The organism is Synechococcus sp. A15-24 (assembly GCF_014280195.1).
GTDB lineage: Bacteria > Cyanobacteriota > Cyanobacteriia > PCC-6307 > Cyanobiaceae > Parasynechococcus.
This window is the reverse complement of the sequence record NZ_CP047960.1, coordinates 1,265,047-1,284,140: the sequence shown is the minus strand read 5'-3', so window position 1 is coordinate 1,284,140 and position 19,094 is coordinate 1,265,047. Positions and strand designations below refer to the sequence as shown.

The 19,094-nt window shown below is 60.6% G+C and carries 28 protein-coding genes; 16 read left to right on the top strand and 12 right to left on the bottom strand.

Going from position 1 to position 19,094, the window contains the following annotated elements:
• Positions 1-6 precede the first annotated feature (6 nt).
• Positions 7-351: a hypothetical protein gene (locus SynA1524_RS07230; RefSeq protein WP_186496375.1), complete on the top strand. Its 345-nt coding sequence runs from the start codon at positions 7-9 to the stop codon at positions 349-351.
• Position 352: 1 nt separating this feature from the next.
• On the opposite strand, the gene SynA1524_RS07225 is transcribed toward SynA1524_RS07230, so the two are convergent.
• Positions 353-1,720 (bottom strand): DUF2130 domain-containing protein, encoded by a 1,368-nt coding sequence (locus SynA1524_RS07225; RefSeq protein WP_186496373.1) that lies wholly within the window; start codon positions 1,718-1,720, stop codon positions 353-355.
• A 51-nt stretch (positions 1,721-1,771) separates the two neighbouring features.
• Here SynA1524_RS07225 and SynA1524_RS07220 point away from each other — a divergent pair, with 51 nt between their 5' ends.
• A complete protein-coding gene (locus SynA1524_RS07220; RefSeq protein WP_186496371.1) occupies positions 1,772-1,936 on the top strand; it encodes a hypothetical protein in 165 nt (54 codons plus the stop codon).
• Positions 1,937-1,942: 6 nt separating this feature from the next.
• On the opposite strand, the gene SynA1524_RS07215 is transcribed toward SynA1524_RS07220, so the two are convergent.
• Positions 1,943-2,344: a DUF1499 domain-containing protein gene (locus tag SynA1524_RS07215; RefSeq protein WP_286188520.1), complete on the bottom strand. Its 402-nt coding sequence runs from the start codon at positions 2,342-2,344 to the stop codon at positions 1,943-1,945.
• A gap of 114 nt (positions 2,345-2,458) precedes the next feature.
• On the opposite strand from SynA1524_RS07215, the gene SynA1524_RS07210 reads away from it, so the two are divergent.
• Together SynA1524_RS07210 and SynA1524_RS07205 are read left to right on the top strand one after the other, a co-directional pair.
• Entirely contained in the window at positions 2,459-2,641 is a 183-nt protein-coding gene (locus SynA1524_RS07210) for a hypothetical protein (protein ID WP_042503599.1), read from the top strand.
• Positions 2,642-2,810: 169 nt separating this feature from the next.
• Complete coding sequence (locus tag SynA1524_RS07205) at positions 2,811-2,984, top strand: hypothetical protein (RefSeq protein WP_186496368.1); 174 nt, start codon at positions 2,811-2,813, stop codon at positions 2,982-2,984.
• Positions 2,985-2,998: 14 nt separating this feature from the next.
• On the opposite strand, the gene SynA1524_RS07200 is transcribed toward SynA1524_RS07205, so the two are convergent.
• The 7 genes from SynA1524_RS07200 to SynA1524_RS07175 all read right to left on the bottom strand — a co-directional run bounded on the left by SynA1524_RS07200 (position 2,999) and on the right by SynA1524_RS07175 (position 6,401).
• Positions 2,999-3,172 carry a hypothetical protein gene (locus SynA1524_RS07200; protein WP_186496366.1) on the bottom strand — a complete coding sequence of 58 codons (174 nt, stop codon included), beginning with the start codon at positions 3,170-3,172 and terminating at the stop codon, positions 2,999-3,001.
• 349 nt (positions 3,173-3,521) lie between these two features.
• Positions 3,522-3,704, bottom strand: a complete 183-nt coding sequence (locus SynA1524_RS07195; RefSeq protein WP_186496364.1) for a hypothetical protein — start codon at positions 3,702-3,704, stop codon at positions 3,522-3,524.
• Between the two features lie 186 nt (positions 3,705-3,890).
• Positions 3,891-4,013: a hypothetical protein gene (locus SynA1524_RS13040; RefSeq protein WP_286188519.1), complete on the bottom strand. Its 123-nt coding sequence runs from the start codon at positions 4,011-4,013 to the stop codon at positions 3,891-3,893.
• 67 nt (positions 4,014-4,080) lie between these two features.
• Complete coding sequence (locus SynA1524_RS07190) at positions 4,081-4,254, bottom strand: YbeD family protein (protein ID WP_186496362.1); 174 nt, start codon at positions 4,252-4,254, stop codon at positions 4,081-4,083.
• A gap of 21 nt (positions 4,255-4,275) precedes the next feature.
• Entirely contained in the window at positions 4,276-5,754 is a 1,479-nt protein-coding gene (locus SynA1524_RS07185) for a polysaccharide deacetylase family protein (protein ID WP_186496360.1), read from the bottom strand.
• Positions 5,755-5,928: 174 nt separating this feature from the next.
• Positions 5,929-6,135 carry a hypothetical protein gene (locus SynA1524_RS07180; protein WP_049692199.1) on the bottom strand — a complete coding sequence of 69 codons (207 nt, stop codon included), beginning with the start codon at positions 6,133-6,135 and terminating at the stop codon, positions 5,929-5,931.
• A gap of 101 nt (positions 6,136-6,236) precedes the next feature.
• Entirely contained in the window at positions 6,237-6,401 is a 165-nt protein-coding gene (locus tag SynA1524_RS07175) for a hypothetical protein (protein ID WP_186496358.1), read from the bottom strand.
• Positions 6,402-6,754: 353 nt separating this feature from the next.
• Here SynA1524_RS07175 and SynA1524_RS07170 point away from each other — a divergent pair, with 353 nt between their 5' ends.
• From SynA1524_RS07170 to SynA1524_RS07155, 4 genes are all read left to right on the top strand, one after another.
• Positions 6,755-6,982 (top strand): Nif11-like leader peptide family natural product precursor, encoded by a 228-nt coding sequence (locus SynA1524_RS07170; RefSeq protein ID WP_186496356.1) that lies wholly within the window; start codon positions 6,755-6,757, stop codon positions 6,980-6,982.
• 282 nt (positions 6,983-7,264) lie between these two features.
• Positions 7,265-7,930, top strand: a complete 666-nt coding sequence (locus SynA1524_RS07165) for an SDR family oxidoreductase (protein ID WP_186496348.1) — start codon at positions 7,265-7,267, stop codon at positions 7,928-7,930.
• Positions 7,931-7,948: 18 nt separating this feature from the next.
• Positions 7,949-8,656 (top strand): J domain-containing protein, encoded by a 708-nt coding sequence (locus SynA1524_RS07160; protein ID WP_186496346.1) that lies wholly within the window; start codon positions 7,949-7,951, stop codon positions 8,654-8,656.
• Positions 8,657-9,127: 471 nt separating this feature from the next.
• Positions 9,128-9,871, top strand: a complete 744-nt coding sequence (locus SynA1524_RS07155; RefSeq protein ID WP_286188518.1) for an IolE/MocC family protein — start codon at positions 9,128-9,130, stop codon at positions 9,869-9,871.
• 7 nt (positions 9,872-9,878) lie between these two features.
• Here SynA1524_RS07155 and SynA1524_RS07150 read toward each other — a convergent pair whose 3' ends face one another.
• Positions 9,879-11,189, bottom strand: coding sequence for an MSMEG_0569 family flavin-dependent oxidoreductase (locus SynA1524_RS07150; RefSeq protein ID WP_186496341.1), 1,311 nt, complete (start codon positions 11,187-11,189; stop codon positions 9,879-9,881).
• 185 nt (positions 11,190-11,374) lie between these two features.
• On the opposite strand from SynA1524_RS07150, the gene SynA1524_RS07145 reads away from it, so the two are divergent.
• The 8 genes from SynA1524_RS07145 to SynA1524_RS07110 are packed head-to-tail and all read left to right on the top strand — an operon-like array spanning position 11,375 to position 17,246.
• Positions 11,375-11,857, top strand: a complete 483-nt coding sequence (locus SynA1524_RS07145; RefSeq protein WP_011128290.1) for an MSMEG_0572/Sll0783 family nitrogen starvation response protein — start codon at positions 11,375-11,377, stop codon at positions 11,855-11,857.
• 20 nt (positions 11,858-11,877) lie between these two features.
• Positions 11,878-12,894, top strand: coding sequence for a Nit6803 family nitrilase (locus SynA1524_RS07140; RefSeq protein WP_186496339.1), 1,017 nt, complete (start codon positions 11,878-11,880; stop codon positions 12,892-12,894).
• Positions 12,887-13,978, top strand: a complete 1,092-nt coding sequence (locus SynA1524_RS07135) for an MSMEG_0568 family radical SAM protein (protein ID WP_186496337.1) — start codon at positions 12,887-12,889, stop codon at positions 13,976-13,978. The genes SynA1524_RS07140 and SynA1524_RS07135 overlap by 8 nt, the downstream gene beginning before the upstream one ends.
• Positions 13,979-13,980: 2 nt before the next feature.
• Positions 13,981-14,682, top strand: a complete 702-nt coding sequence (locus tag SynA1524_RS07130; protein ID WP_186496335.1) for an MSMEG_0567/Sll0786 family nitrogen starvation N-acetyltransferase — start codon at positions 13,981-13,983, stop codon at positions 14,680-14,682.
• A complete protein-coding gene (locus tag SynA1524_RS07125; protein WP_186496333.1) occupies positions 14,679-15,656 on the top strand; it encodes a sll0787 family AIR synthase-like protein in 978 nt (325 codons plus the stop codon). Before SynA1524_RS07130 ends, SynA1524_RS07125 begins: the two co-directional genes overlap by 4 nt.
• A 52-nt stretch (positions 15,657-15,708) precedes the next feature.
• Positions 15,709-15,990: an MSMEG_0570 family nitrogen starvation response protein gene (locus SynA1524_RS07120; protein WP_186496331.1), complete on the top strand. Its 282-nt coding sequence runs from the start codon at positions 15,709-15,711 to the stop codon at positions 15,988-15,990.
• A 45-nt stretch (positions 15,991-16,035) separates the two neighbouring features.
• Positions 16,036-16,503 carry a nuclear transport factor 2 family protein gene (locus SynA1524_RS07115; protein ID WP_186496329.1) on the top strand — a complete coding sequence of 156 codons (468 nt, stop codon included), beginning with the start codon at positions 16,036-16,038 and terminating at the stop codon, positions 16,501-16,503.
• A gap of 2 nt (positions 16,504-16,505) precedes the next feature.
• Positions 16,506-17,246, top strand: coding sequence for a DUF3050 domain-containing protein (locus SynA1524_RS07110; protein ID WP_186496327.1), 741 nt, complete (start codon positions 16,506-16,508; stop codon positions 17,244-17,246).
• Between the two features lie 37 nt (positions 17,247-17,283).
• Here SynA1524_RS07110 and SynA1524_RS07105 read toward each other — a convergent pair whose 3' ends face one another.
• The gene (locus SynA1524_RS07105; RefSeq protein ID WP_286188517.1) at positions 17,284-18,336 is read right to left on the bottom strand and encodes an aromatic ring-hydroxylating oxygenase subunit alpha; all 1,053 of its coding nucleotides are present in this window, start codon (positions 18,334-18,336) and stop codon (positions 17,284-17,286) included.
• Complete coding sequence (locus SynA1524_RS07100) at positions 18,336-19,091, bottom strand: ABC transporter ATP-binding protein (RefSeq protein ID WP_186496315.1); 756 nt, start codon at positions 19,089-19,091, stop codon at positions 18,336-18,338. The genes SynA1524_RS07105 and SynA1524_RS07100 overlap by 1 nt, the downstream gene beginning before the upstream one ends.
• Positions 19,092-19,094 lie beyond the last annotated feature (3 nt).

The window sequence follows — 19,094 nt, the reverse complement described above, 5'->3', positions numbered from 1 at the left end:
TAAACAATGGCATCCCGCTTTTTCCACGTTCAGCACGAATTCCGTGCCGGAACAGCACAGCAATGGTTTGAGACCGTTCAAAAGGCCCTGGCCCCCGGTGGTGGCTGGGACGACGCCGTGACCCGCAATCTAGAAGCTGGCTTCTACAACCATTCGTTCAATCCCGTTGGTCTGGAAGGACCTGCCTTCTGCATCTGGGAAGTGCGTGAAGGCATCAGCGACGTTGAATTCCAGGCATTCATCGATGGCCCCAACGGCCCCGATATGGGGACCGGCGCTTTGTTGAACATCTGCCGTGAGATCAACATAGAACTGTCCGGAAACACCCCTTATCCCCGCAAGTTCGCCTGATTCAGGTGGAATCCTGATCCTGCAACTCGGCGAATTTCTGGGCCATCGTCGGGTTGCGTCGCGTCAGCCTTTTGACGGAAACATCCTGTGCCTTGTCGTTGGCAAGGCGCAGGTTGCGATCGGCGCCGAGGAGTGCGTCCTTGGTTTTCTGCAGATGGTCGATGGATTTGTCGATTTCATCGATGGCCGTCTGGAAGCGACGGGAAGCTAGGTCGTAGTTGCGGGAGAAGGCTGTCTTGAACGACTCGAGGTCGTTTTCAAAATTGGTCACGTCAATGTTCTGAGCCTTCACCAGGGCCAGTTCGGCTTTCACCTCCAATGATTTCAAGGCAGCGTTGCGCAACAGCGTGATGAACGGAATGAAGAACTGGGGCCGGATCACATAGGTCTTGGCGAAGCGGTGGGAGACATCAACAATCCCTGAGTTGTAAAGCTCACTGTCTGCTTCAAGCAGGGACACGAGCACGGCGTATTCACAGCCTTTCTCGCGTCGGTCCTTGTCGAGTTCCTTGAGGAAGTCCTCGTTCCTCTTTTTGGTGGCGGTGGTGTCGGCCTCATTCTTCATCTCAAACATGATCGAGATGATTTCGTTGTCGGCTTCGTCGCTGTCTCGGAAGATGTAATCCCCCTTGCTTCCACTGCGTGCATCGTTGTCCTTCTCGAAGTAAGCCCTGGGAAAAGCTGCAGCCCGGATGCGGTTGAACTCCGTTTCGCAGTGCTGTTCCAATGTCTCTCCCACCATTTTTGTGGAGAGCCGTGCCTTCATGTCCCGCAGGCGTTCAATCGCCTGATCTCGATCGTGAATCTGCAGCTCATAGCGCTCTTTCATCGACTGGGTGTCCAGTTGATGCTTGAGATCGCTTTGGCTCAAGCTGTTGCGGAGCTCGTCGCGCTCTTTTTCAACACCACTGAGAGCTTCGGTCACCGCCAGTTTGGTCTGCATGCCGCTGGCCTCCAGCTGCGCTCTCAGATCGCGGACTTCTCCGTCTTTCTGCAACGTGAGCGTCTGGATCTCCTTGGCAAAACGCGTCTCCGCCATGCGGGCAGCGGTCTCACTGTTGTCCCTCATCTGCTGCAATTCGCTGGCCAGTAGATCCCGTTGCTTCTCGGCGGTGCTCACGGCCTCCTTCACCGCCAGTTCCTGCTTCACATCCCGAGCCCGCAGCTGCGCCTCCAGCTCCTGTAATTCCGTCTGCTTTCGGGCCAGAGCCAAGTCGATGGCATTGCGTTTCTCCTGCTCCGCCAGCGCCAGTCGTTTGCTCAGTTGCTGCTCGAACTCGCGGTCACGCACCTGCTTGAGGATGTCGGCATAGCCGGCCTCATCCACCTTGAACGCCTTGCTGCAGTGCGGGCAGATGATGTCGTGCATGGCCTCAGACGAAGGTGTTGCTACCAACAGGAGAACGCAGATTCTGACGAGATGACAGCACTCACTAGCGCCTGGCCCGCCCTGCTCAACGATCCCCACGCTCTGTTGGAGACCGTGATCATTGTGGGGATCGTGAGCGTTGCCAGTATCGGGTTCGTGACCGGCTTGCGTGAGTTGGCCCAAGACCTGGGCAATCTGCGCAAGGCCAAGGTGTGAGTGGGCTCAGTTGCTCACCAGTGCCTTCAGTTCGCCCAGGCGGTTGGCATTGACTCCTAGGTCGGAATCGCCGAGACGTGACACCGAGCGTGCCTGGATACTGCTGTTGTTCAAATCCAGGAGCAGTTCGAGATCGTCGACAAAACCGAACAGGGCACTGCTGGCTTCGGCGTGGATGTAGCGATTGGTCTGCTCGATCACCTCGGTGCGAGGCATGTCCGTCACGTAGGCCACCAGGGCGCTGAAGTCCGGTTCTGGTGAGCTGCTAGGCCAGGTCTGGCGCGCGCAGTGGGCAGGAGTGGTGCAGGGGCTCAACGCGCCGTCGTGCACACCGAGATCGGATGGCACCGGTCCAACCAGGTGAAACAGCATCAGCACGGGGGCAAACAGCGTCACAAGCAGAGTCATCGATGTTGAGGAGCTGATGGAGTGTGGAGATTTCAGCATGATCCCAAAGAGCGTCTGCTGATTTCGTGTGTTGCTGATTCAGATGACCTTGCATGACAGTGCTATTGACTTGCCATGTATTGCATTGAACGTCAGGACGCTGAAGGGGAGTGGATCAAGGAGATGTGCTTCAAAACAGAGTTCAAGGCTTTTGTGAATGCCCGCACCAAATCCATGGCCACCCTGCGCACCTACAGGATCGTGAATCCAAGCTGGAATCATGTTGTGGCCGTCGTCGACGGGCGCACTCAACGTTGAACGTTCTTGTTCAACAGGGAGACCCAAAGCGCAAATAACAAACCAACAGGAACCACGATCACCAACAGCTGAGCGATCACGAACTGGCGAACCTCAGGATCCATGACGATTCAATGTGATCAGCACCTCAGTTGAATTCAATAGCATGGACCTAGTGAGACGCCCTTGAATGCCTAGTCCGTCATGGTTTCTCCTGGCCTGGGGTGTCGTGGCCGTCGGCTCCCTGTGGAAGTTCTGGCGGATCACCCGTGGCTGGCGCCGACGTCCCGGGGGAATGAGAGGGGATACGGAAGCCTTTCGTGCATCGCTGGAACGCCGCTGGAGCCCCGGTCAGCGGCGCTGAGTGAAGAGCCGGTCTCAGCCGAGGGCATCCTCCACCGCGGCTCTGGATCGGGCAATTTCCTGTTGCCAGGCCAGCAGGAGGTCTTTGGTCAGAGCTTGCAACTGCTGAACATCTGTGATGGCAGTGATGTCGCGCGTTCTCTTCTCCAGCTCAAACTTTTGACCGAGGGTGAGGGCAATGGGATCCATCAAAACTCAGGCGATTGAAGGGAATGTATTGGCCTCAATCCTCAATGGCGTAACAAAACGAACATCGCAGGTGATGTGTGTGCGTGAAGTGACATTTGTTTCATTACAGAGCGTTGCCTGATGGCATCACTCTCCCGTTGATGGCAGAGTGATCTTCTTGAATGTCAACATCCGGTTCAGATGTCCGATGCACTTTTCTTGGTCTCAGCATCTGGAACTGGCTCGGTCGGTGTCATTGACTGCAGACAAGGACAAGGGAACTGCTCTTGCCTTGATGGGAGTGGGATTAACTCTTTTGCTCAAGGATCTGGTGCAGACTGATCTGAGTAAACAAACTGAAAGGTCGCGTTCACTGCTCGAGTAAATGATCCATCAATGCGGCGTACAGCTGCATTTTCATGGTTTGCAGGCACTGTTGTTCCTCAGGGCATCCGCCAGGCCAGTTCGCGTAAGCCTCAGAAACAACCCGGTGAAGCAAACGCAGTGCATGGACATCCATTTGCATACATGCTCCCCCCTGTTCGTTTGACATGCTCTCGACTCGAAGGAATTGAGCAGAAGCTACAGATTCCAAATGCCTGGGACAGTATCAATTACACCGAATGATCTGATCTGTCAGACCTCCGTGGCTTTTCCGTTTGGTAGAGAAATGGCAACAATCAACGCAACGGTGATATCCGCGGCAGCAATCATCAATTCACTGATCAATTCCATGGAATCACTCCTTCTCGCGCTTGCTGACAGGTAGATCAGAAGGCTGCATCAAGGCGAACACAACGGCACCCGTCAAGACGACAGTCACCACGAGAGTGGCGACGATTGCGGTCGAGTAGTCGCCCATAGGTCAACCTCTTTTGCAGCAATCTACACGCTTGTAACGGGATGTGAACGTTCCTTCTCAGGATTGGTCAGGAGGCTCTTCTCAGATCGTGCAGAGCTTCGAGTTGGCTGTGCACCTGCCGGAGTTGCTGCAGCAGCTCATCCGTGCCGTCCAGTTTGCTGAGCTCCAACAGCAAGGTTTCGATCTGTTCCTTGCTGCGGATCAGCACACGGCATTCGGCTGTGCCCGGTTCGTAGGCCATGGGTGAGTGGTTCTGGGCGTCTCATCCAAGGGCGTCTGCTGTGTCCGGGCCATTGATTGGCATCTGCTGCAACAAAGCGTCCCCCCGTCGATACAGCGTTCTGGCGTAGTCGGTCCAGGTGCCCTGTCCCCAGTAGCGAAAGCAGCTGGTCTCCAACAGCAGGAGGTGCAGGAGAGCGTCCCGATAGCTGGATGTGCCCGTCAGGCTGAGCTCGCTGTTCACCGCGGCGTCGAATCGCTGATGGAAGCGCGCACTCAGCTCGTTCATCGGCTCCAGCACGTTCTCGTACCCAGCCACCCAGCTGAGGTTGCTGGTCCATGAGGCTCCTTCCATCGAGAAACCATCACCGGCTGTTGCCAGCCGATCGATCGCCTCCTCCACGGTCTGGCGGTTGAGGGTTGCGCCGACGGCATTCCACAGCCGCTGTTGCTGAACCGCCTGAATGGCAGGACATTCGTCTTCGGAGATGCCTGCGGCCTCAAGCAGCTCCAGGTATTCCGAGCCGTTGATCGCCACGGTTCCATTGCTGTCGTCACGGATCCGTTCGTTGGCCTGGCAGTAGGCAGCTGGAAACTCGTTCATCATCACGCCACCGTTTTCGCCATCGGCGATCTGGCTGACCACCGGTGGTATTTCTCGCCCCGCCAACGTCGTGGGTCGCAACCCCATCGCTTCGTAGCAGGGTTGCATCTGGCCGACGAGTTTGGTGTCCGAACCCTGGGTCTTGATCAGCGCCGTGATGCTGATGGTTTCCCCGCAACTGTTGCGGGCCATCAGGCGGTTTGGGAGGTGTTTCTGCTCCTGTGCCAGCGGAGTTCCGTCCAGGGTTTCGACGCTGTGCTCCTGCACCAGCAGCCAGCGGTAGCCGCATTGCTTCAGGGCAAGGATGAACTGAAACAGCGTGTCCGGATGGTTGGGGAGATGCATCTCCGGTGGAGAAAATCCCCTGACGCGTTGCAGAGCGGCATCACCGAACATCGCTGCGAACTGGTGTTGCCAGGCCATAATCTGCAGCTTCAGATCAGGAATCGGTGTGGATGGAGCAACGGCATGGCTCCAGAACGTGCCAAGCCACTCCACATGTCGCTGCATCTCTGAATCGCAGGCGAGGTATCGCAGGGCTCCGGTGATGTCCTCACGGCCCATCTGCCCGACACCCCAGAGCAGGTTCCCCGAGTAATCGAGCATGATCCGCGGGTTGCAGCCTCGGCGGATCAGATCCGGGATCAGATCCGCCATGCGGCGGTAGCACTGAGCAAACGGTTCGGCGTTGTGGTTATCGCCTTCTCCCGGATGCTCAACCATGTATTGCAGATGGGAGATCAGGGCATCTTTCGCTCCGGCAGGCACCGTGGGTTGATGCATGTGCAGCGCGCAGGCGAAGCCGGAGCGGATGCGGCTGAGATCGAGATTGCTGTGGTGCCTCCAGATCGGTGGTTGCTGCTGCATCAGTTGCATCAGCTCAGATTCACGGCCGCAGATGGGGGGGAGGTCGATCATCGGGCCGAGGCGCCTGATTGCGTTCAATCCATAGCGCTGATTTCAGTCACAAAAAAGGAGGGTTTCCCAGGCCCTCCCGTCAATCGACGCATACCCCTCACCGGGGTGTTCACAGTGTTACTGAGTGAACCTGTCCGGGCTGTAGGTGTTGTTACTTACCCGGAGTTGATTGGCTCAGGCGACCAACTCCGATTCCATTCCCCAGCAATCGGAGCCTTTTGATGTCAACAGGCAGACCATCTGCTGGTCCTGGCTGATCAGGCGAAACGTGCGGCCTGTGGCATCACTTTTGGCACGCGCATGCCAGAACGCATTGTCGCGACTGTCGTGGCGTGCTTCAAAACTCCAGCCGTTGTCGGTGAGACCCTCGATGATGAACATGGCATTCGTGCCGGAAGCTCCACGCTCGTGCCCGTGGCAGATTTGATCCCGATCCGTGCAGATCTCTTCGGGATCGCTTCACAGCACGATGTCCTTTTTTCTCAGGTCAACTGCTGTTCCTGCAGGCGCAGTGCTTCGTAGGCCTGCCAGAGACCTTCCACCTCGGAGCAGATGGCGTTGCGATTGCAGACCCGATAACGACCGTGGCCGATGGCATCGATGGTTGACCCTTTTGAGGTGGCGCAGATGCGGCTGATGCTGTCCATCGATGGAACGTGGCTGTTAGTGATCTTCGGCGTCAGGGGGGTGTCCGTCCGGGGCTGATTTGCAGATCGAAATCACTCTGTTGAAATAAATGAGTTCCGAGGGAATGGTGATGCCTGAGTTCGTTTTGATCTGTCGGAACTGCCATCAGCTCAACCTGGGGCATTCCAAGGATTCACCAGTCCCACGACGCTCCATCTGTCTCCAATGCGGGCAACGCTCGGAGGCATGGCCAGCGTTGTATGGCCCCCAGCGTCGTTCCCGTCGTCGCTCTGCCCCCCGACTTTTGAAGCCCCGCCCCTGCCGCTGACTTGTTCAGCTCCATGGGACAGTTGATCTCCTCTTGGCTGCCGCCATGCCATCGACTGCGGTGCAACAGTTTCTGCAGCACCTGAGCCGGGATCCGCTTCTTCAGGTGAAGGTGCAAGCGGCCATCACCGCTGATGAGGTGGCCATGCTGGCCCAGGAGCTGGGTTACACCGTGTCCGGCAGTGATCTGCTGATGCTGGATGGTCAGCACGAGGCCGGTGTCCGCGTCACGCGGGTTGATCACCCTGGGGAATATCCCGGTCGTTATTACTGAGTGTGGATGGAGAGACGTCCTCTTCCAGTGGATCCTGCTCACCCAACGACTGACGGCGACGCAGCTCGAAACGCAGTTGCCTCAGCTTTTCAGTGTTGTTGGTGTTTTCGCCCTCGGTCCAGTGCTGCGGGTGAGCTAACCGCGATTCGAGCTCTGCGATGTGGCCGATGAGATGTCTCGCCTGGGCCTCGATCCGGATTCCATCTTCAGGCTAGACACGCTTGAATCGTTGAGGCCGAACGACGCTTTGGCCTCAGGATGGGCGACAACGGCGAGGAACTGATGGCGACCTATCTGGTGACAGGAGCCAACCGCGGCATCGGACTGGCCTACTGCCAGCAGCTCCAGGCCCGTGGGGATGCGGTGATTGCCGTGTGCCGACAGCTCAGCCCTGAGCTGGAGTCGCTGGGGGTGCAGCTCGAGGCCGGCATCGAGCTGAGTGAGCAGTCATCCATCGATGAGCTGGTGCGGCGTCTTGACGGTTGCCCGCTCGATGGCGTGATTCTCAACGCCGGCATCCTTCACTCGATGGGGCTGGAGGATCTTGATGCGGAGGCCATTCGCCGCCAGTTCGACGTGAATGCCTTAGCTCCCTTGCTGTTGGCACGGGCCCTGGTGCCGCAGATGCCGCATGGCAGCAAGCTGGCACTGATGACCAGTCGCATGGGGTCGATTGACGACAACAGCTCTGGGGGCTCCTACGGCTATCGGATGTCGAAGGTGGCCCTGAACATTGCCGGTAAATCGTTGGCGATCGATTTGAAGCCCCGGGGGATCGCCGTGGCGATCCTGCATCCGGGACTGGTGCGCACCGGGATGATCCGCTTCAACCCCAGTGGAGTTGATCCCTCGGACGCCGTGCAGGGTCTCCTGGCCCGCATTGATGTGCTGACCCCGGAGACCAGCGGCAGTTTCTGGCATGCCAATGGTCAGGTGTTGCCATGGTAAGTCGACCTGGGGGCTGCAGTGGGTTTTGATCCCCGGCAATGGACCGGCTCACCACCGTCAGGGGTCTCGACCAGCAGTCGTGATCAGCGGGTGACCAGCAACGTCGAGGCGTTGCTGGCGGAGAACGATGCCCTGCGGCGAGAGCTCCAGCGCATGCAACGGGAGCTGGAACGACTGCGTCGTCAGCAGCGCCCTCGGCCTGAACCCACGATGAACCTGATCCGACGGGTGCAGGTGCAGCGTTGGGGGGATGAACTGGCCAAGCAACCCGGTTGGAGCGAGTTCGATCAGGCAGGCCTGGAGGCGTTGATCGAGCGGCTCAACCGGCGGGGGTTCCCTGCGAATCTCAACCTGCAGCAGCGGTTGAACCGGCTGGTGGATGGTCTCGGGAGCGATCTGCTGGCAGCGGTCGCAAACCCGGCAACCCTCCAGGACACGGTGGTGCTGGCGGCCTTTGCTCTCTATGGAGTTAGAGCCAGTGAATGGCTGGATGAAGATCCCCGCCGCGTGGTGGCGGAGTTACGCCAGCGCTTGCGTGGCCCTCGTCGCCCAAGCGGCGATTTCCGGGCTGATGCTCTGGCTGTGCTCGGCCTGGAGCCGGGGGCGACGGCCGAGGCGATCAAGCGAGCCCATCGCCGATTGGTAAAGCAACACCACCCAGACATGGGCGGATCAGCCGAGGCGTTTCGTCGGGTGAATGAGGCCTACCAGCAGCTGGTGAATTGACCCCTTCAACAATGATGGGGTGGTGATGGCAGTGGGCTGATGCCGGTGGAATTCGGGGTGGTGTTCATTGGTGCCGGCATCGCCGTCGCCATTTCCCTGGCGGTTGCGGTGTTGTTCGAACGTTGGAAGGAGAATCAGCCGGAGCCTTGATCGACTGGGCGCCTGCTTGCTCCGCATAATTGCGGTAGATCGGTGCCCCCACCTTGGACAGCACAGACCGCTCTGATGCCAGACGGAGGACGATGATCTCCTCCCTTCAGAGACGGTTCCGCGAGGCTCACCAGCGCGGGGATGCCAAGGCGAAACGAGTCCTGTTCCGCGAGGCCATTTACCTCGGTATCCAGCCGCACTTGTTCACAGACGAGCACTGACGTGGTGCTTTTGCTGCAATCTCTCTGGGGCTGGAATGGTTCTCTCGAGTCAGCTTCCAGCCGTGCTTCAACTCACGGATTTGATGGTCTCGAATGCAATGTGGTTCATTCGTGTCTGGAGCGGATTGATGCAGCGGAGGTTCGGCAGCTCCTCGGTAAGAGAAGGCAGGCGCTGATCCTCGAGATCACTACTGGGGGCGGCTACACCCCAAATCTGGCCGATGGTCCTGAACAGCATCTCGAACAACTTGAGGCGTTGCTGAGTCGTGCGATGGCCATGGAACCGCTCAAGATCAATCTGATCATTGGCAGTGACAGCTGGTCTGAGGACGTTCAACATCGTTTTTTCAGGGCTGTTCTCGACCGCATCGATACCGTGCCCTGCGCCGTGATGCTGGAGACCCATCGCAGCCGGAGCCTGGCTAACCCCTGGCAGATGCCGGTGTGGCTGGAGCGACATCCACGGATGCGGCTCACGGCAGACCTGAGCCATTGGTGTTGTGTTGCCGAGCGGTTGATGACGCCTGATCTCCTACCGGTGCAGGCCATGGCAGGGCGGGTCGACCACATCCATGCACGGGTCGGTCATGCCCAGGGCCCCTCAGTCAGCCATCCCTTTGCGCCGGAGTGGACCGAAGCATTGGAGGCTCATCGCTCTTGTTGGCAATTCTTTCTGGAATCGTTTGATCAGGAAAAGGCGCCGGCCACTATTACACCTGAATTCGGCCCTGATGGCTACATACCACTGAAGCCCTTCAGTGCTGAACCGGTGGCTGATGTCGACACTCTCAACACACAGATGGCCTCCTGGCTCCGCACCGCCCTGCACAACTCCATGCGTTGAGAGCAGTTCAGGAGCCCAGGATCGCGGTGCACTCCAGCCGCTCCTGGCTGGCATCGCGGCGTTGCAGCCGCAGACTGATCAGCCTCGCGAGGTAGTCGGCATCGTCGCTGACGCCGCAGAAGCGACCGGATCCCCAGGTGTGCAGCCAGGGCAGGCCAAGGAAGTAGAGCCCCGCGCTCTGGGTGACCCCACGCTCATGGGCCGGCAGACCGGCACCATCGAACACCGGAGCATCGATCCAGCTGAAGTCGCTGCGGTACCCGGTGCACCAGATCACCGCAGCGAGTGGATCCCGGCTGAGATCGATGCCGGGGTCGGCCATCGCTGATGGTTGCCAGCAGGGTGAATAGGGGGGCTCGAGGGGGGCCTCGATGCCCTGCTGCTGGATCCAGCTGTCGATGCTGCTGCGGATGCGGCAATAAACCGCATCGGCCTGATCGAGGTTGCCGGCGAGATCATCGGCAAAGCCGATGTGGTCAGTGGCGATGGTTGCGAGACGGCCATGCAGACGCATGCCCTCGGTGGCGCGCTGGCGCAGATCGATCTCACGGCCACCATCGCGACCGGTGAGGAAGTGGTTGGTTTTGGCGCGGACGCTGCGGGGGTCGGCATGGTCGCTGATCGGCATGTCGTAGTAGCCCATCCGGTCCAGCCAATCGACCACATCCCGGCCGCGGTACACCCGTGGGGATCGAGGGGCGCTGCCCACACTGAGGTGCACGGTGCGGCCGGACAGGTGCAGGTCCTCCGCGATCTGGCTGCCGGACTGGCCGTTGCCCACCACCAATACGGGGCCTTCCGGTAGAGCCGCCGGGTTGCGGTAAGCACGGGCATCGAGTTGGAGCACGGAGGCCGGCAGCCGTTCGGCCAGGGGATGGCGCCGGGGGGCGTGATACCCGCCGGTGGCCACCACCACATGTTCGGCCTCCATCTCGCCTTCGCTGGTGCTTAGCCGATAACCACTGCCTTTCGGGGTTAGCCGTTGAACGGCGACCCCCTCGCGCACATCTCCACCCACGTGCCGCGCGAAGCGTTGCAGGTACGCCACGATCTCTGCCTTGGGCATGAACCCCTCGGGCTGGTTGCCGTCGTAGGGGAAGTCCGGCAAGCGGCATTGCCAGTTGGGGGTGACCAGGCAGAAAGAATCCCAGCGTTGCTGATCCCAGGCGTATCCGATGCGGTGCTTTTCCAGCACCACAGGACGGATGCCCCTTTGTTGCAACTGGTAGGCCACCGAAAGTCCGGCCTGACCGGCTCCGATCACCACAACCGCATGATCGGCCTTGAATCGGGCGCCATCATGCGCGCTATTCAGCATCAATCAACACAAGACTCAAGATTTCTATTTTTCTTGAAATTAACACTTGTGTTGTAGCGAAGGCCACCGAATTTGATTGCGCTCCCGCTGTCAGCCAGTTTGATTCAGTCTCGAATTTGGTCGTATTTCGTACATTTTTTGTGGGCCGACCGGAGCCAATCTTAGGGTGCTTATGGTTTCTTCACATGCCTGTCGTCGATCGTCCCGCCAACCAGCCGGGGGATTATCTTGTTGACTACGAGGAAAAAGTCTTTCCCGATGTGAAGGCTGAGCCGGGTGAAAAGGCCTTGGTCACGTTTCACACCGTTGCTTTCGAAGGTTCTATTGGCCTGGTTAATCTTTTGCAGGCCAGCCGTCTGATTACCAAAGGGTTTGAAACCTCTGTTCTGCTCTATGGCCCTGGCGTCACCCTCGGTGTGATGCGTGGATTCCCCAAGCTCGGTGATGCCGCCTTTGATGGTCACCTGAACTTCAACGCACGGCTACAGAAGTTCATGGATCAGGGGGGAAAGGTGTACGCCTGTCGCTTCGCTCTGCAGGCGCTTTACGGACACAGCGAGAAGGCGCTGATGCCGGGCATCACCCCGGTGAATCCCCTTGATGTGCTCGACATCGTGCTGATGCATCGCAAGGAAGGGGCCTTCATCCTCGACACCTGGACGCTCTGAGTCGTCGTCGTACCTATTTCATGGTGACCACTGTCAAAGTTGCCGCTGCCCAGATCCGTCCCGTGCTGTTCAGCCTGGATGGATCTCTTCAGAAGGTGCTCGACGCGATGGCCGAAGCGGCGGCCGAAGGCGTTGAGCTGATCGTCTTTCCGGAGACGTTCCTGCCCTATTACCCCTACTTCTCATTTGTTGAGCCCCCGGTTCGCATGGGGCGCTCCCACCTGGCGCTCTATGACCAGGCTGTGGTGGTGCCCGGACCGGTCACGGATGCGGTGGCAGCGGCCGCACGGCAGCACGGCATGCAGGTGTTGCTGGGGGTGAACGAACGGGACGGTGGCACGCTCTACAACACCCAGTTGCTGTTAAATAGTTGCGGCGAGATCGCTCTCAAGCGCCGCAAGATCACTCCCACTTATCACGAGCGGATGGTGTGGGGGCAGGGGGACGGTTCCGGCCTGTCGGTGGTGTCCACCCCGCTTGGTCGGGTCGGGGCGTTGGCCTGCTGGGAGCACTACAACCCCCTGGCGCGCTACGCGTTGATGGTCCAGGGCGAGGAGATCCACTGCGCCCAGTTCCCCGGGTCGCTGGTCGGGCCGATCTTCAGCGAGCAGACCGCCGTCACCATGCGGCATCACGCCCTGGAGGCCGGCTGTTTCGTGATCTGCTCCACCGGATGGCTGGATCCGGATGACCATGCGGCGATCACGCCAGATGCGTCGTTGCACAAGGCGTTTCAAGGGGGCTGTCACACCGCTGTGATCAGTCCTGAGGGCCGCTACCTGGCGGGTCCCTTGCCCGACGGTGAAGGCCTGGCCATCGCCGAACTCGATCTGGCCCTGATCACCAAGCGCAAGCGAATGATGGACAGCGTCGGCCATTACAGCCGTCCGGAACTGTTGTCGCTGCGGATCAATCGCAACGCGGCCGTAGCGATGCAGGAGATGGCGAGCGATCCGGTTCCATCCGAAACGTCGATGGCCGAAAGGTCATTGGCCGCCGGGATGTCCCATGTGATCGAGGAGATCAACCATGTCTGAGCTCGGACGCCTGGTGACCGAACTGCAGGTGAAGGGGGTTCGGGCCGAACCACTGGAGGGAAACCGGGGCCGTCGCGGCGGGGCTGGACCCTCTGACCACAGGGCCCTGAATGTGGATGGCACCACGGTGATGGTGCCCGTTTACAACGACGTCTCCGGCTCATCGGCGTACAGCCTGGCGGCACGTGGTGACGGCTTGACCCTGACCGGTCCTCAGCAGGACGCCCTGCCGGTGGTGACCACCACCGATGAACCGGCCTTCTATGGCCTGAGAACGGCGGAGGGGATCCCCTACCGCTCCATCGCCTTGCTGCACAGCCGAGATGTGCTGGCCACCACGCTGTTGCAGACCTGCATCCGCTTCCGAGATCGCTCCCAGTCCTGCCAGTTCTGCGCCATCGAGCAGACCCTTGAGGACGGCGCCACGGTGATCCGCAAGACCCCGGAGCAGGTGGCCGAGGTTGCGGAAGCTGCGGTGTGCCTGGATGGTGTGAAGCAGCTGGTGATGACCACCGGCACCCCCAACAGCGATGACCGCGGCGCCCGGCTGATGGCCGAGACGGCCGCGGCGGTGAAGCGTCGGGTCGATCTGCCGATCCAGGGGCAGTGCGAACCCCCCGATGATCCGATCTGGTACGAGCGGATGAAGGCTGCGGGAATCGACAGCCTCGGCATGCACCTCGAGGTGGTGGAGCCGGAGGTGCGGCGTCGCATCCTTCCGGGCAAATCGGAGCTCAGCCTCGAGCGTTACTACGCGGCCTTCGCCGATGCTGTCGCCGTGTTCGGGCGGGGAGAGGTGTCCACCTATCTGCTAGCCGGCCTGGGCGACAGCCGGGAGGCACTGCTCGACTGCAGCCGCCGCCTGATCGAACTGGGGGTCTACCCGTTTGTGGTTCCGTTTGTGCCGATCTCCGGCACACCCTTGGAGCACCATCCGGCACCGGACACAGCCTTCATGGTCGACGTCTACAAGGGGGTTGCCGAGCTGCTGCACCAAGGAGATCTGCGCTCCGAGGCGATGTCGGCCGGTTGCGCCAAATGTGGAGCCTGTTCGGCGCTGTCGCTGTTCGAGCAGGCGGCCTGACCATGGTGTTCTGTCTCGATCCCAGCAGCCGTGGCATCGGCCGCAGCATCAGCTCCGCCCCAAGCCTGTTCACCCCTTCGGTGCGGGCTGGCATCGGCATCGACGCCGATGATTTCCGCCTGTCGCCCACCGCCAGTTCGGATCGGTTCAGCTTTCACCTGCTGCGTCCCGATTCGCCCCTGATCGCGGGTTACTGGTCGTTGCGGCGCAGCATCTTCTGCGAGGAGCAGCACGTGTTCGAACAGTCCGATCGGGATGAACTCGACCGCATCGCCTGTCCGATCGCGGCCCTGCATCACGGATGCGACCCCGAGCTGGAGCAGGAGCGCCGGGAGGAAAACGGTCTGAAGGAGGACGGTCCGGAGGCGCAGGTGGTGGGTGTGGTTCGGATCGTGGAGACCGAACCACGGCTCTGGTATGGCGGACGGCTCGGGGTGCACAGCGACTTTCGCCGTCACAACCAGATCGGCAAGGGGTTGATCTGGAAGGCGGTCACCACCGCCAACGGCTGGGGCTGTGATCGTTTCATGGCCACGGTGCAGATTCAGAACGTGCGTTTCTTTCGCCGTCTGAATTGGGCCTCGATTGAGGAACTCGAGATCCGTGGCATCCGGCATCACCTGATGCAGGCCGATCTCAAGTACTACGCGCCGTCGCGGGAGCGGCGGCCGTCATGTTCGCTCCTGCCATCCCTTGCCGCATGAGCTTTGCCGAGCTGATGGATGGGCTGCGGCTGCACAGCGGTCTTCTGGCCAAACGCGACATTCAGCCAGCGGCCGGGATGTTTTGCCACCAGCCTTTCCCACAGCTTGGTGCAGCGGGGATGCTGGGGGATGATGCCGCTCTGCTGCCTCGCGAGAACGGCCAGCTGTTGCTGGCCTGTGAGGGCATGCATCCTGGGCTGGTGGAGGAGGACCCGTGGTTTGCCGGCTGGAGCGGTGTGCTGGTGAATCTGAGCGACATCGCGGCGATGGGCGGTCGACCGCTGGCGTTGGTCAACAGTGTCTGGAGTGGTGGTGCCGATGCGTTGCAGCCTCTGCTGGAGGGTATGCGATTCGCCTGTGAGCGCTTCGGAGTGCCGATGGTGGGGGGGCATTCCAATCTGCAGAGTCCCTACACAGCCTTGTCGGTTGCCGTTCTTGGGGTGGCAGAGGGGCCGGTGCTCTCCGCCCGGGTTGCAGCACCCGGCGACGAACTGTGGATGCTCGTGAACAAAAGCGGAGCCTTCTACCGCCATTACCCCTTCTGGGATGCGGCCACCCATGCCACCCCAGCTCGACTGCGCTCCCATCTGGGCCTGCTGCCGGCACTGGCGGCTGAGGGCCTGGTGCGCGCTGCCAAGGACATCAGCATGGGTGGACTGACGGGAACGTCGGTGATGTTTGCCGAAGCGTGTGGCTTGGAGCTCAGCATCGATCTGGATGCGGTGGACCGCCCTGATGGGGTGGAGGAACAGGCCTGGCTCAGCTGTTTCCCGAGCTTCGGCTACTTGCTGGCCGTGGATCCGTCCCGGACTCCAACCCTGGTGCGGATGCTGCAGGGCGATCCGGACCTGATCTGCTGTCGGATCGGTCGCTTCAGCACCGGTGAATGCCGGGTGCTGCTGCAGCGCTCCGGGGCGTTGGATTGCCTCTGGGAGGGGGCGAGCGGACTCACCGGATTCGGCTGTGGCGGATGAGACAGCGATGCCGAATGGCCTGTTGCAGGATCCACCAAATGTGTACGGATGGATGCCTGAGGTTCGCTTTCAGTTGGAATGGCCGGATGGCCAATCCAGCACGTTGTATTCACCATCAACTGTGATTCTTGAGTATCTGAAACCCGGAGATTCATTTCGGGTGTCGGAACTGGAATCGTTGGGTGTCAGGGCACTGCGGGCCGCCTCCGAACGGGTTCGTGCCCGCTATGGATTTGCCTGCACCCGCACGGATGAAGAGGAATCCCAGCTGCGCCTGTGGATTGCCCGCTACGAGCCCGATCAGAACGTGCGGGTGATCAGCCAGTTGCCCTGACCCTATGATGCATCCCCTCTTTCTTTTCCCCAATTTGTTGTTGCCATGACCGGAAAACCTCCCTTTCCACCGTTCACCCTCGAAACCGCGCAGCAGAAGGCACGGATGGCCGAAAATGCATGGAACAGCAAGGATCCAGACAAGGTTTCATTGGCCTATACGGAGGACAGTTTCTGGCGTAATCGCAGTGAATTCATCCACGGCCGGGCTGAGATTCTCGCTTTTTTGCAACGCAAGTGGGCGAAGGAACTGGACTACAAATTGATCAAAGAAGTGTGGGCGTATTCCGGTAACCGCATCGCTGTGCGTTTCCAATATGAGTGGCATGACTCCGAGGGGCAGTGGTTTCGCGCCCATGGCAACGAGAACTGGGAATTTGCCGAGAACGGGTTGATGCGCCGGCGTGAGGCCAGCATCAACGACGTGCCGATCGCGGAGGGCGATCTCCTGTTCACCTGGGGTGATGGCCCAAGACCCGATGATTTCCCGGGTCTGACGGAACTGGGCCTCTGACGATGGATCTCCAGCGCCATCCCTTGCCGGAGGCGATTGTTTCGATCGCAGATCTTCGGGTGTTCGTTGAACACCACGTGTTTGCGGTGTGGGACTTCATGTTGTTGCTCAAGGCGCTGCAGCAGCACCTGGCACCATCCGGTGTTCCCTGGGTGCCGCCCCAGCATCCGCGCAGCGCCGGGTTGATCAACAGCCTGGTGGCTGAGGAGGAGTGTGATTGTCTGCCTGAGGCCCTCGGTGGCCCGTTGCATCTGTCCCATTTCGGCATCTACCGCCGTGCGATGGTGGAGATCGGTGCCGATACCTCGGCCATCGACGCGGTGCTGCAGCAGGCGATGGCCGGTGATCTTGGCAGCGCTGTGCAACACCCGCGGATCCCGCCCGCTGCAGCCCGTTTTCTCACCACCACGCAGGTGCTGATTCAGGACGGTGAGAGCCATGTCCTGGCTGCGGCGTTTGCCTACGGCCGGGAGCTGTTGGTGCCGGATCTGTTCCGTGCGCTGCTGAAGCGACTGCAGGCCCTGGCGTTGCCCTGTCCAACGTTGTGCTGGTACCTCGAACGCCACATCGCCCTCGATGGCGACAGCCATGGCCCGTTGGCCGAGGCAATGGTGCTGGCCCTAGTGGGGGAGGACGCCAAGGCGATGCAACGGGTGGAGCAGGTGAAGCGCCAGGTGATTGCGGATCGCAAGCGTTTCTGGGATGCGCTGCATGCTGAGCTGCGCTCACCGATTCCGGTATGAATGGCGGATTCGAACCGGGTGATCCGGCTGGGCGCGATCAGCTGAGCGATTGGGCCAGCGCTTTGGGCAGCACCTGTCGGTAGATCTCCTGCCAATGGATGATCCGTTGCTCGAGCCCGTGGGGTGGACCGGGCACGAGTCCACTGCGGTAGCCGCGCTGAGCGGATTCGACCAGGGTCTGGTCCTCTTCCAAAAAGGCCAGCAGCTCTTTCAACCAGGCTTTGTTGGCCGCATCCGTCGGCGGTTCGCCGCTGGCTGCGTTGGGAGCGAACAGCCGCAACTGCATGCAGCAGCTGTCGAGGCTGAGGGGCAGAAACTCCAACAACGCCAGACGGCCGTCCGGCCAGGTGATCAGATGTAGCCAGGGCGGCAGGCCAAAGGTGTGAAAGCAACCGCCATCGGCGTGGGGGGTCACCAGCAGGTTCACCAGGGCTGTGGTGTGGTGGGCGTAATCGCGCACCGGCCCCTGTTCGCGGTGCAGAGTCGTTGGATGGGCCACGGCGACGTGGTAGTCGTCCAGGGTGTTGTCGTGGGCGATCTTCCAGTTGCAGTACAGGGTGCGCTGCAGGATCCGCACCTGATCCAGGGGCTGGGTCCAGAGGTCCGCCACCCGTTGATGCACCAGGTCGAGCTGCTGCTCCAGGGGCGTCACCGCCTGGGTGAGTGCGACCCAGATCAAGGGGCCATCCTCGCGGCAAGGCAGGGAAGGGAGCGGCCAGTCCTGGCGATGGAAGGGGTGATCGAAGCCCTGCTCGCGCGCCGCGGCCAGCAGCTCCCCTACCAGGCTGTAGGTCCAGCCGTGGTACGGGCAGATCAGGCGACGGCAGGCGGTTGCTCCATCGCGTTCGTGCTGGAAGGCCACGCCGCGGTGGGGGCAGCGGTTGAGAAAGGCGCGGGGGAGTCCGTCCTCGGCTCGGGTGAGCAGAAGGGGCTGATTCAGCAGGGTTAGAGCCAGGCTGTGGCCGGCCGGCAGGGCCGATCCAGCGACCAGGGGATGCCAGTAGCGCTGGGCGTAACCGCTGCAGTCCCAGCGATACAACTCCGGATCGGTATAGGCCTGGGCCGGCAGAAACCGTTGCGGAGCCGTCATCACCCGATGGTTGGTTCCAGCTGCCGCAGGCTGGTGGCCAGACTGCGGCGCAGCTGCAGGAACTCAGCGCTGAGGCGCAGCTGATCTAAATCGCTTTTGTTCAGGGTCACCTCGAGCGAGCGGATGATCCGGCCCGGGTTCGGTGCCAGTACGTGCACGCGTTGAGCCAGCACCAGGGCTTCCTCCACGTCGTGGGTGATCAGCAGCACTGTCAGGCCGGTGCGTTGCCAAAGCTGGAGCAGAAACTCCTGCATTGTTTCGCGGATCTGCAGGTCCAAAGCACCGAAGGGTTCATCCAGCAGCAGCACGCTGGGGTTGGTGGCCAGGGCGCGGGCGATAGCCACCCGTTGCTGCATGCCGCCGGAGAGTTCCCTCGGCAGTTTGGTGGCTGCATCCTGCAGACCCACCACCTCGAGGAAATAGGCGGTGCGATTACGCACGTCAGCCGACGTCATGCCCTGTAGCCGCATGCCGAAGGCGACGTTGTCGGCGGCAGTCAGCCAGGGGTAGAGGCTGTATTTCTGAAACACCATGCCCCGGTCGGGGCCGGGCCCTTCAACGGGGGATCCATCGACGTGGATCCGGCCCCCGCTGGGGTGATCCAGGCCGGCGATCAGCCGGAGCAGGGTGCTCTTGCCGCAGCCGGAACTGCCGACTAAGGTGATGAATTCACCGGATTGCATCGAGAAGTTGATGTCCTCGAGAACGGCTTTGTCGCCGAACTGTTTGCAGAGGTTCTGAACCAGCAGTTCCATGGT

Coding starts and splice junctions, on each gene's coding strand:
- SynA1524_RS07230 (WP_186496375.1), top strand. CDS start 7: ATGGCATCCCGCTTTTTCCACGTTCAGCACGAATTCCGTGCCGGAACA.
- SynA1524_RS07225 (WP_186496373.1), bottom strand. CDS start 1,720: ATGCACGACATCATCTGCCCGCACTGCAGCAAGGCGTTCAAGGTGGAT.
- SynA1524_RS07220 (WP_186496371.1), top strand. CDS start 1,772: ATGACAGCACTCACTAGCGCCTGGCCCGCCCTGCTCAACGATCCCCAC.
- SynA1524_RS07215 (WP_286188520.1), bottom strand. CDS start 2,344: ATGACTCTGCTTGTGACGCTGTTTGCCCCCGTGCTGATGCTGTTTCAC.
- SynA1524_RS07210 (WP_042503599.1), top strand. CDS start 2,459: ATGTATTGCATTGAACGTCAGGACGCTGAAGGGGAGTGGATCAAGGAG.
- SynA1524_RS07205 (WP_186496368.1), top strand. CDS start 2,811: ATGCCTAGTCCGTCATGGTTTCTCCTGGCCTGGGGTGTCGTGGCCGTC.
- SynA1524_RS07200 (WP_186496366.1), bottom strand. CDS start 3,172: ATGGATCCCATTGCCCTCACCCTCGGTCAAAAGTTTGAGCTGGAGAAG.
- SynA1524_RS07195 (WP_186496364.1), bottom strand. CDS start 3,704: ATGTCAAACGAACAGGGGGGAGCATGTATGCAAATGGATGTCCATGCA.
- SynA1524_RS13040 (WP_286188519.1), bottom strand. CDS start 4,013: ATGGGCGACTACTCGACCGCAATCGTCGCCACTCTCGTGGTGACTGTC.
- SynA1524_RS07190 (WP_186496362.1), bottom strand. CDS start 4,254: ATGGCCTACGAACCGGGCACAGCCGAATGCCGTGTGCTGATCCGCAGC.
- SynA1524_RS07185 (WP_186496360.1), bottom strand. CDS start 5,754: ATGATCGACCTCCCCCCCATCTGCGGCCGTGAATCTGAGCTGATGCAA.
- SynA1524_RS07180 (WP_049692199.1), bottom strand. CDS start 6,135: ATGTTCATCATCGAGGGTCTCACCGACAACGGCTGGAGTTTTGAAGCA.
- SynA1524_RS07175 (WP_186496358.1), bottom strand. CDS start 6,401: ATGGACAGCATCAGCCGCATCTGCGCCACCTCAAAAGGGTCAACCATC.
- SynA1524_RS07170 (WP_186496356.1), top strand. CDS start 6,755: ATGCCATCGACTGCGGTGCAACAGTTTCTGCAGCACCTGAGCCGGGAT.
- SynA1524_RS07165 (WP_186496348.1), top strand. CDS start 7,265: ATGGCGACCTATCTGGTGACAGGAGCCAACCGCGGCATCGGACTGGCC.
- SynA1524_RS07150 (WP_186496341.1), bottom strand. CDS start 11,189: ATGCTGAATAGCGCGCATGATGGCGCCCGATTCAAGGCCGATCATGCG.
- SynA1524_RS07145 (WP_011128290.1), top strand. CDS start 11,375: ATGCCTGTCGTCGATCGTCCCGCCAACCAGCCGGGGGATTATCTTGTT.
- SynA1524_RS07140 (WP_186496339.1), top strand. CDS start 11,878: ATGGTGACCACTGTCAAAGTTGCCGCTGCCCAGATCCGTCCCGTGCTG.
- SynA1524_RS07135 (WP_186496337.1), top strand. CDS start 12,887: ATGTCTGAGCTCGGACGCCTGGTGACCGAACTGCAGGTGAAGGGGGTT.
- SynA1524_RS07130 (WP_186496335.1), top strand. CDS start 13,981: ATGGTGTTCTGTCTCGATCCCAGCAGCCGTGGCATCGGCCGCAGCATC.
- SynA1524_RS07125 (WP_186496333.1), top strand. CDS start 14,679: ATGAGCTTTGCCGAGCTGATGGATGGGCTGCGGCTGCACAGCGGTCTT.
- SynA1524_RS07120 (WP_186496331.1), top strand. CDS start 15,709: ATGCCTGAGGTTCGCTTTCAGTTGGAATGGCCGGATGGCCAATCCAGC.
- SynA1524_RS07115 (WP_186496329.1), top strand. CDS start 16,036: ATGACCGGAAAACCTCCCTTTCCACCGTTCACCCTCGAAACCGCGCAG.
- SynA1524_RS07110 (WP_186496327.1), top strand. CDS start 16,506: ATGGATCTCCAGCGCCATCCCTTGCCGGAGGCGATTGTTTCGATCGCA.
- SynA1524_RS07105 (WP_286188517.1), bottom strand. CDS start 18,336: ATGACGGCTCCGCAACGGTTTCTGCCGGCCCAGGCCTATACCGATCCG.
- SynA1524_RS07100 (WP_186496315.1), bottom strand. CDS start 19,091: ATGGAACTGCTGGTTCAGAACCTCTGCAAACAGTTCGGCGACAAAGCC.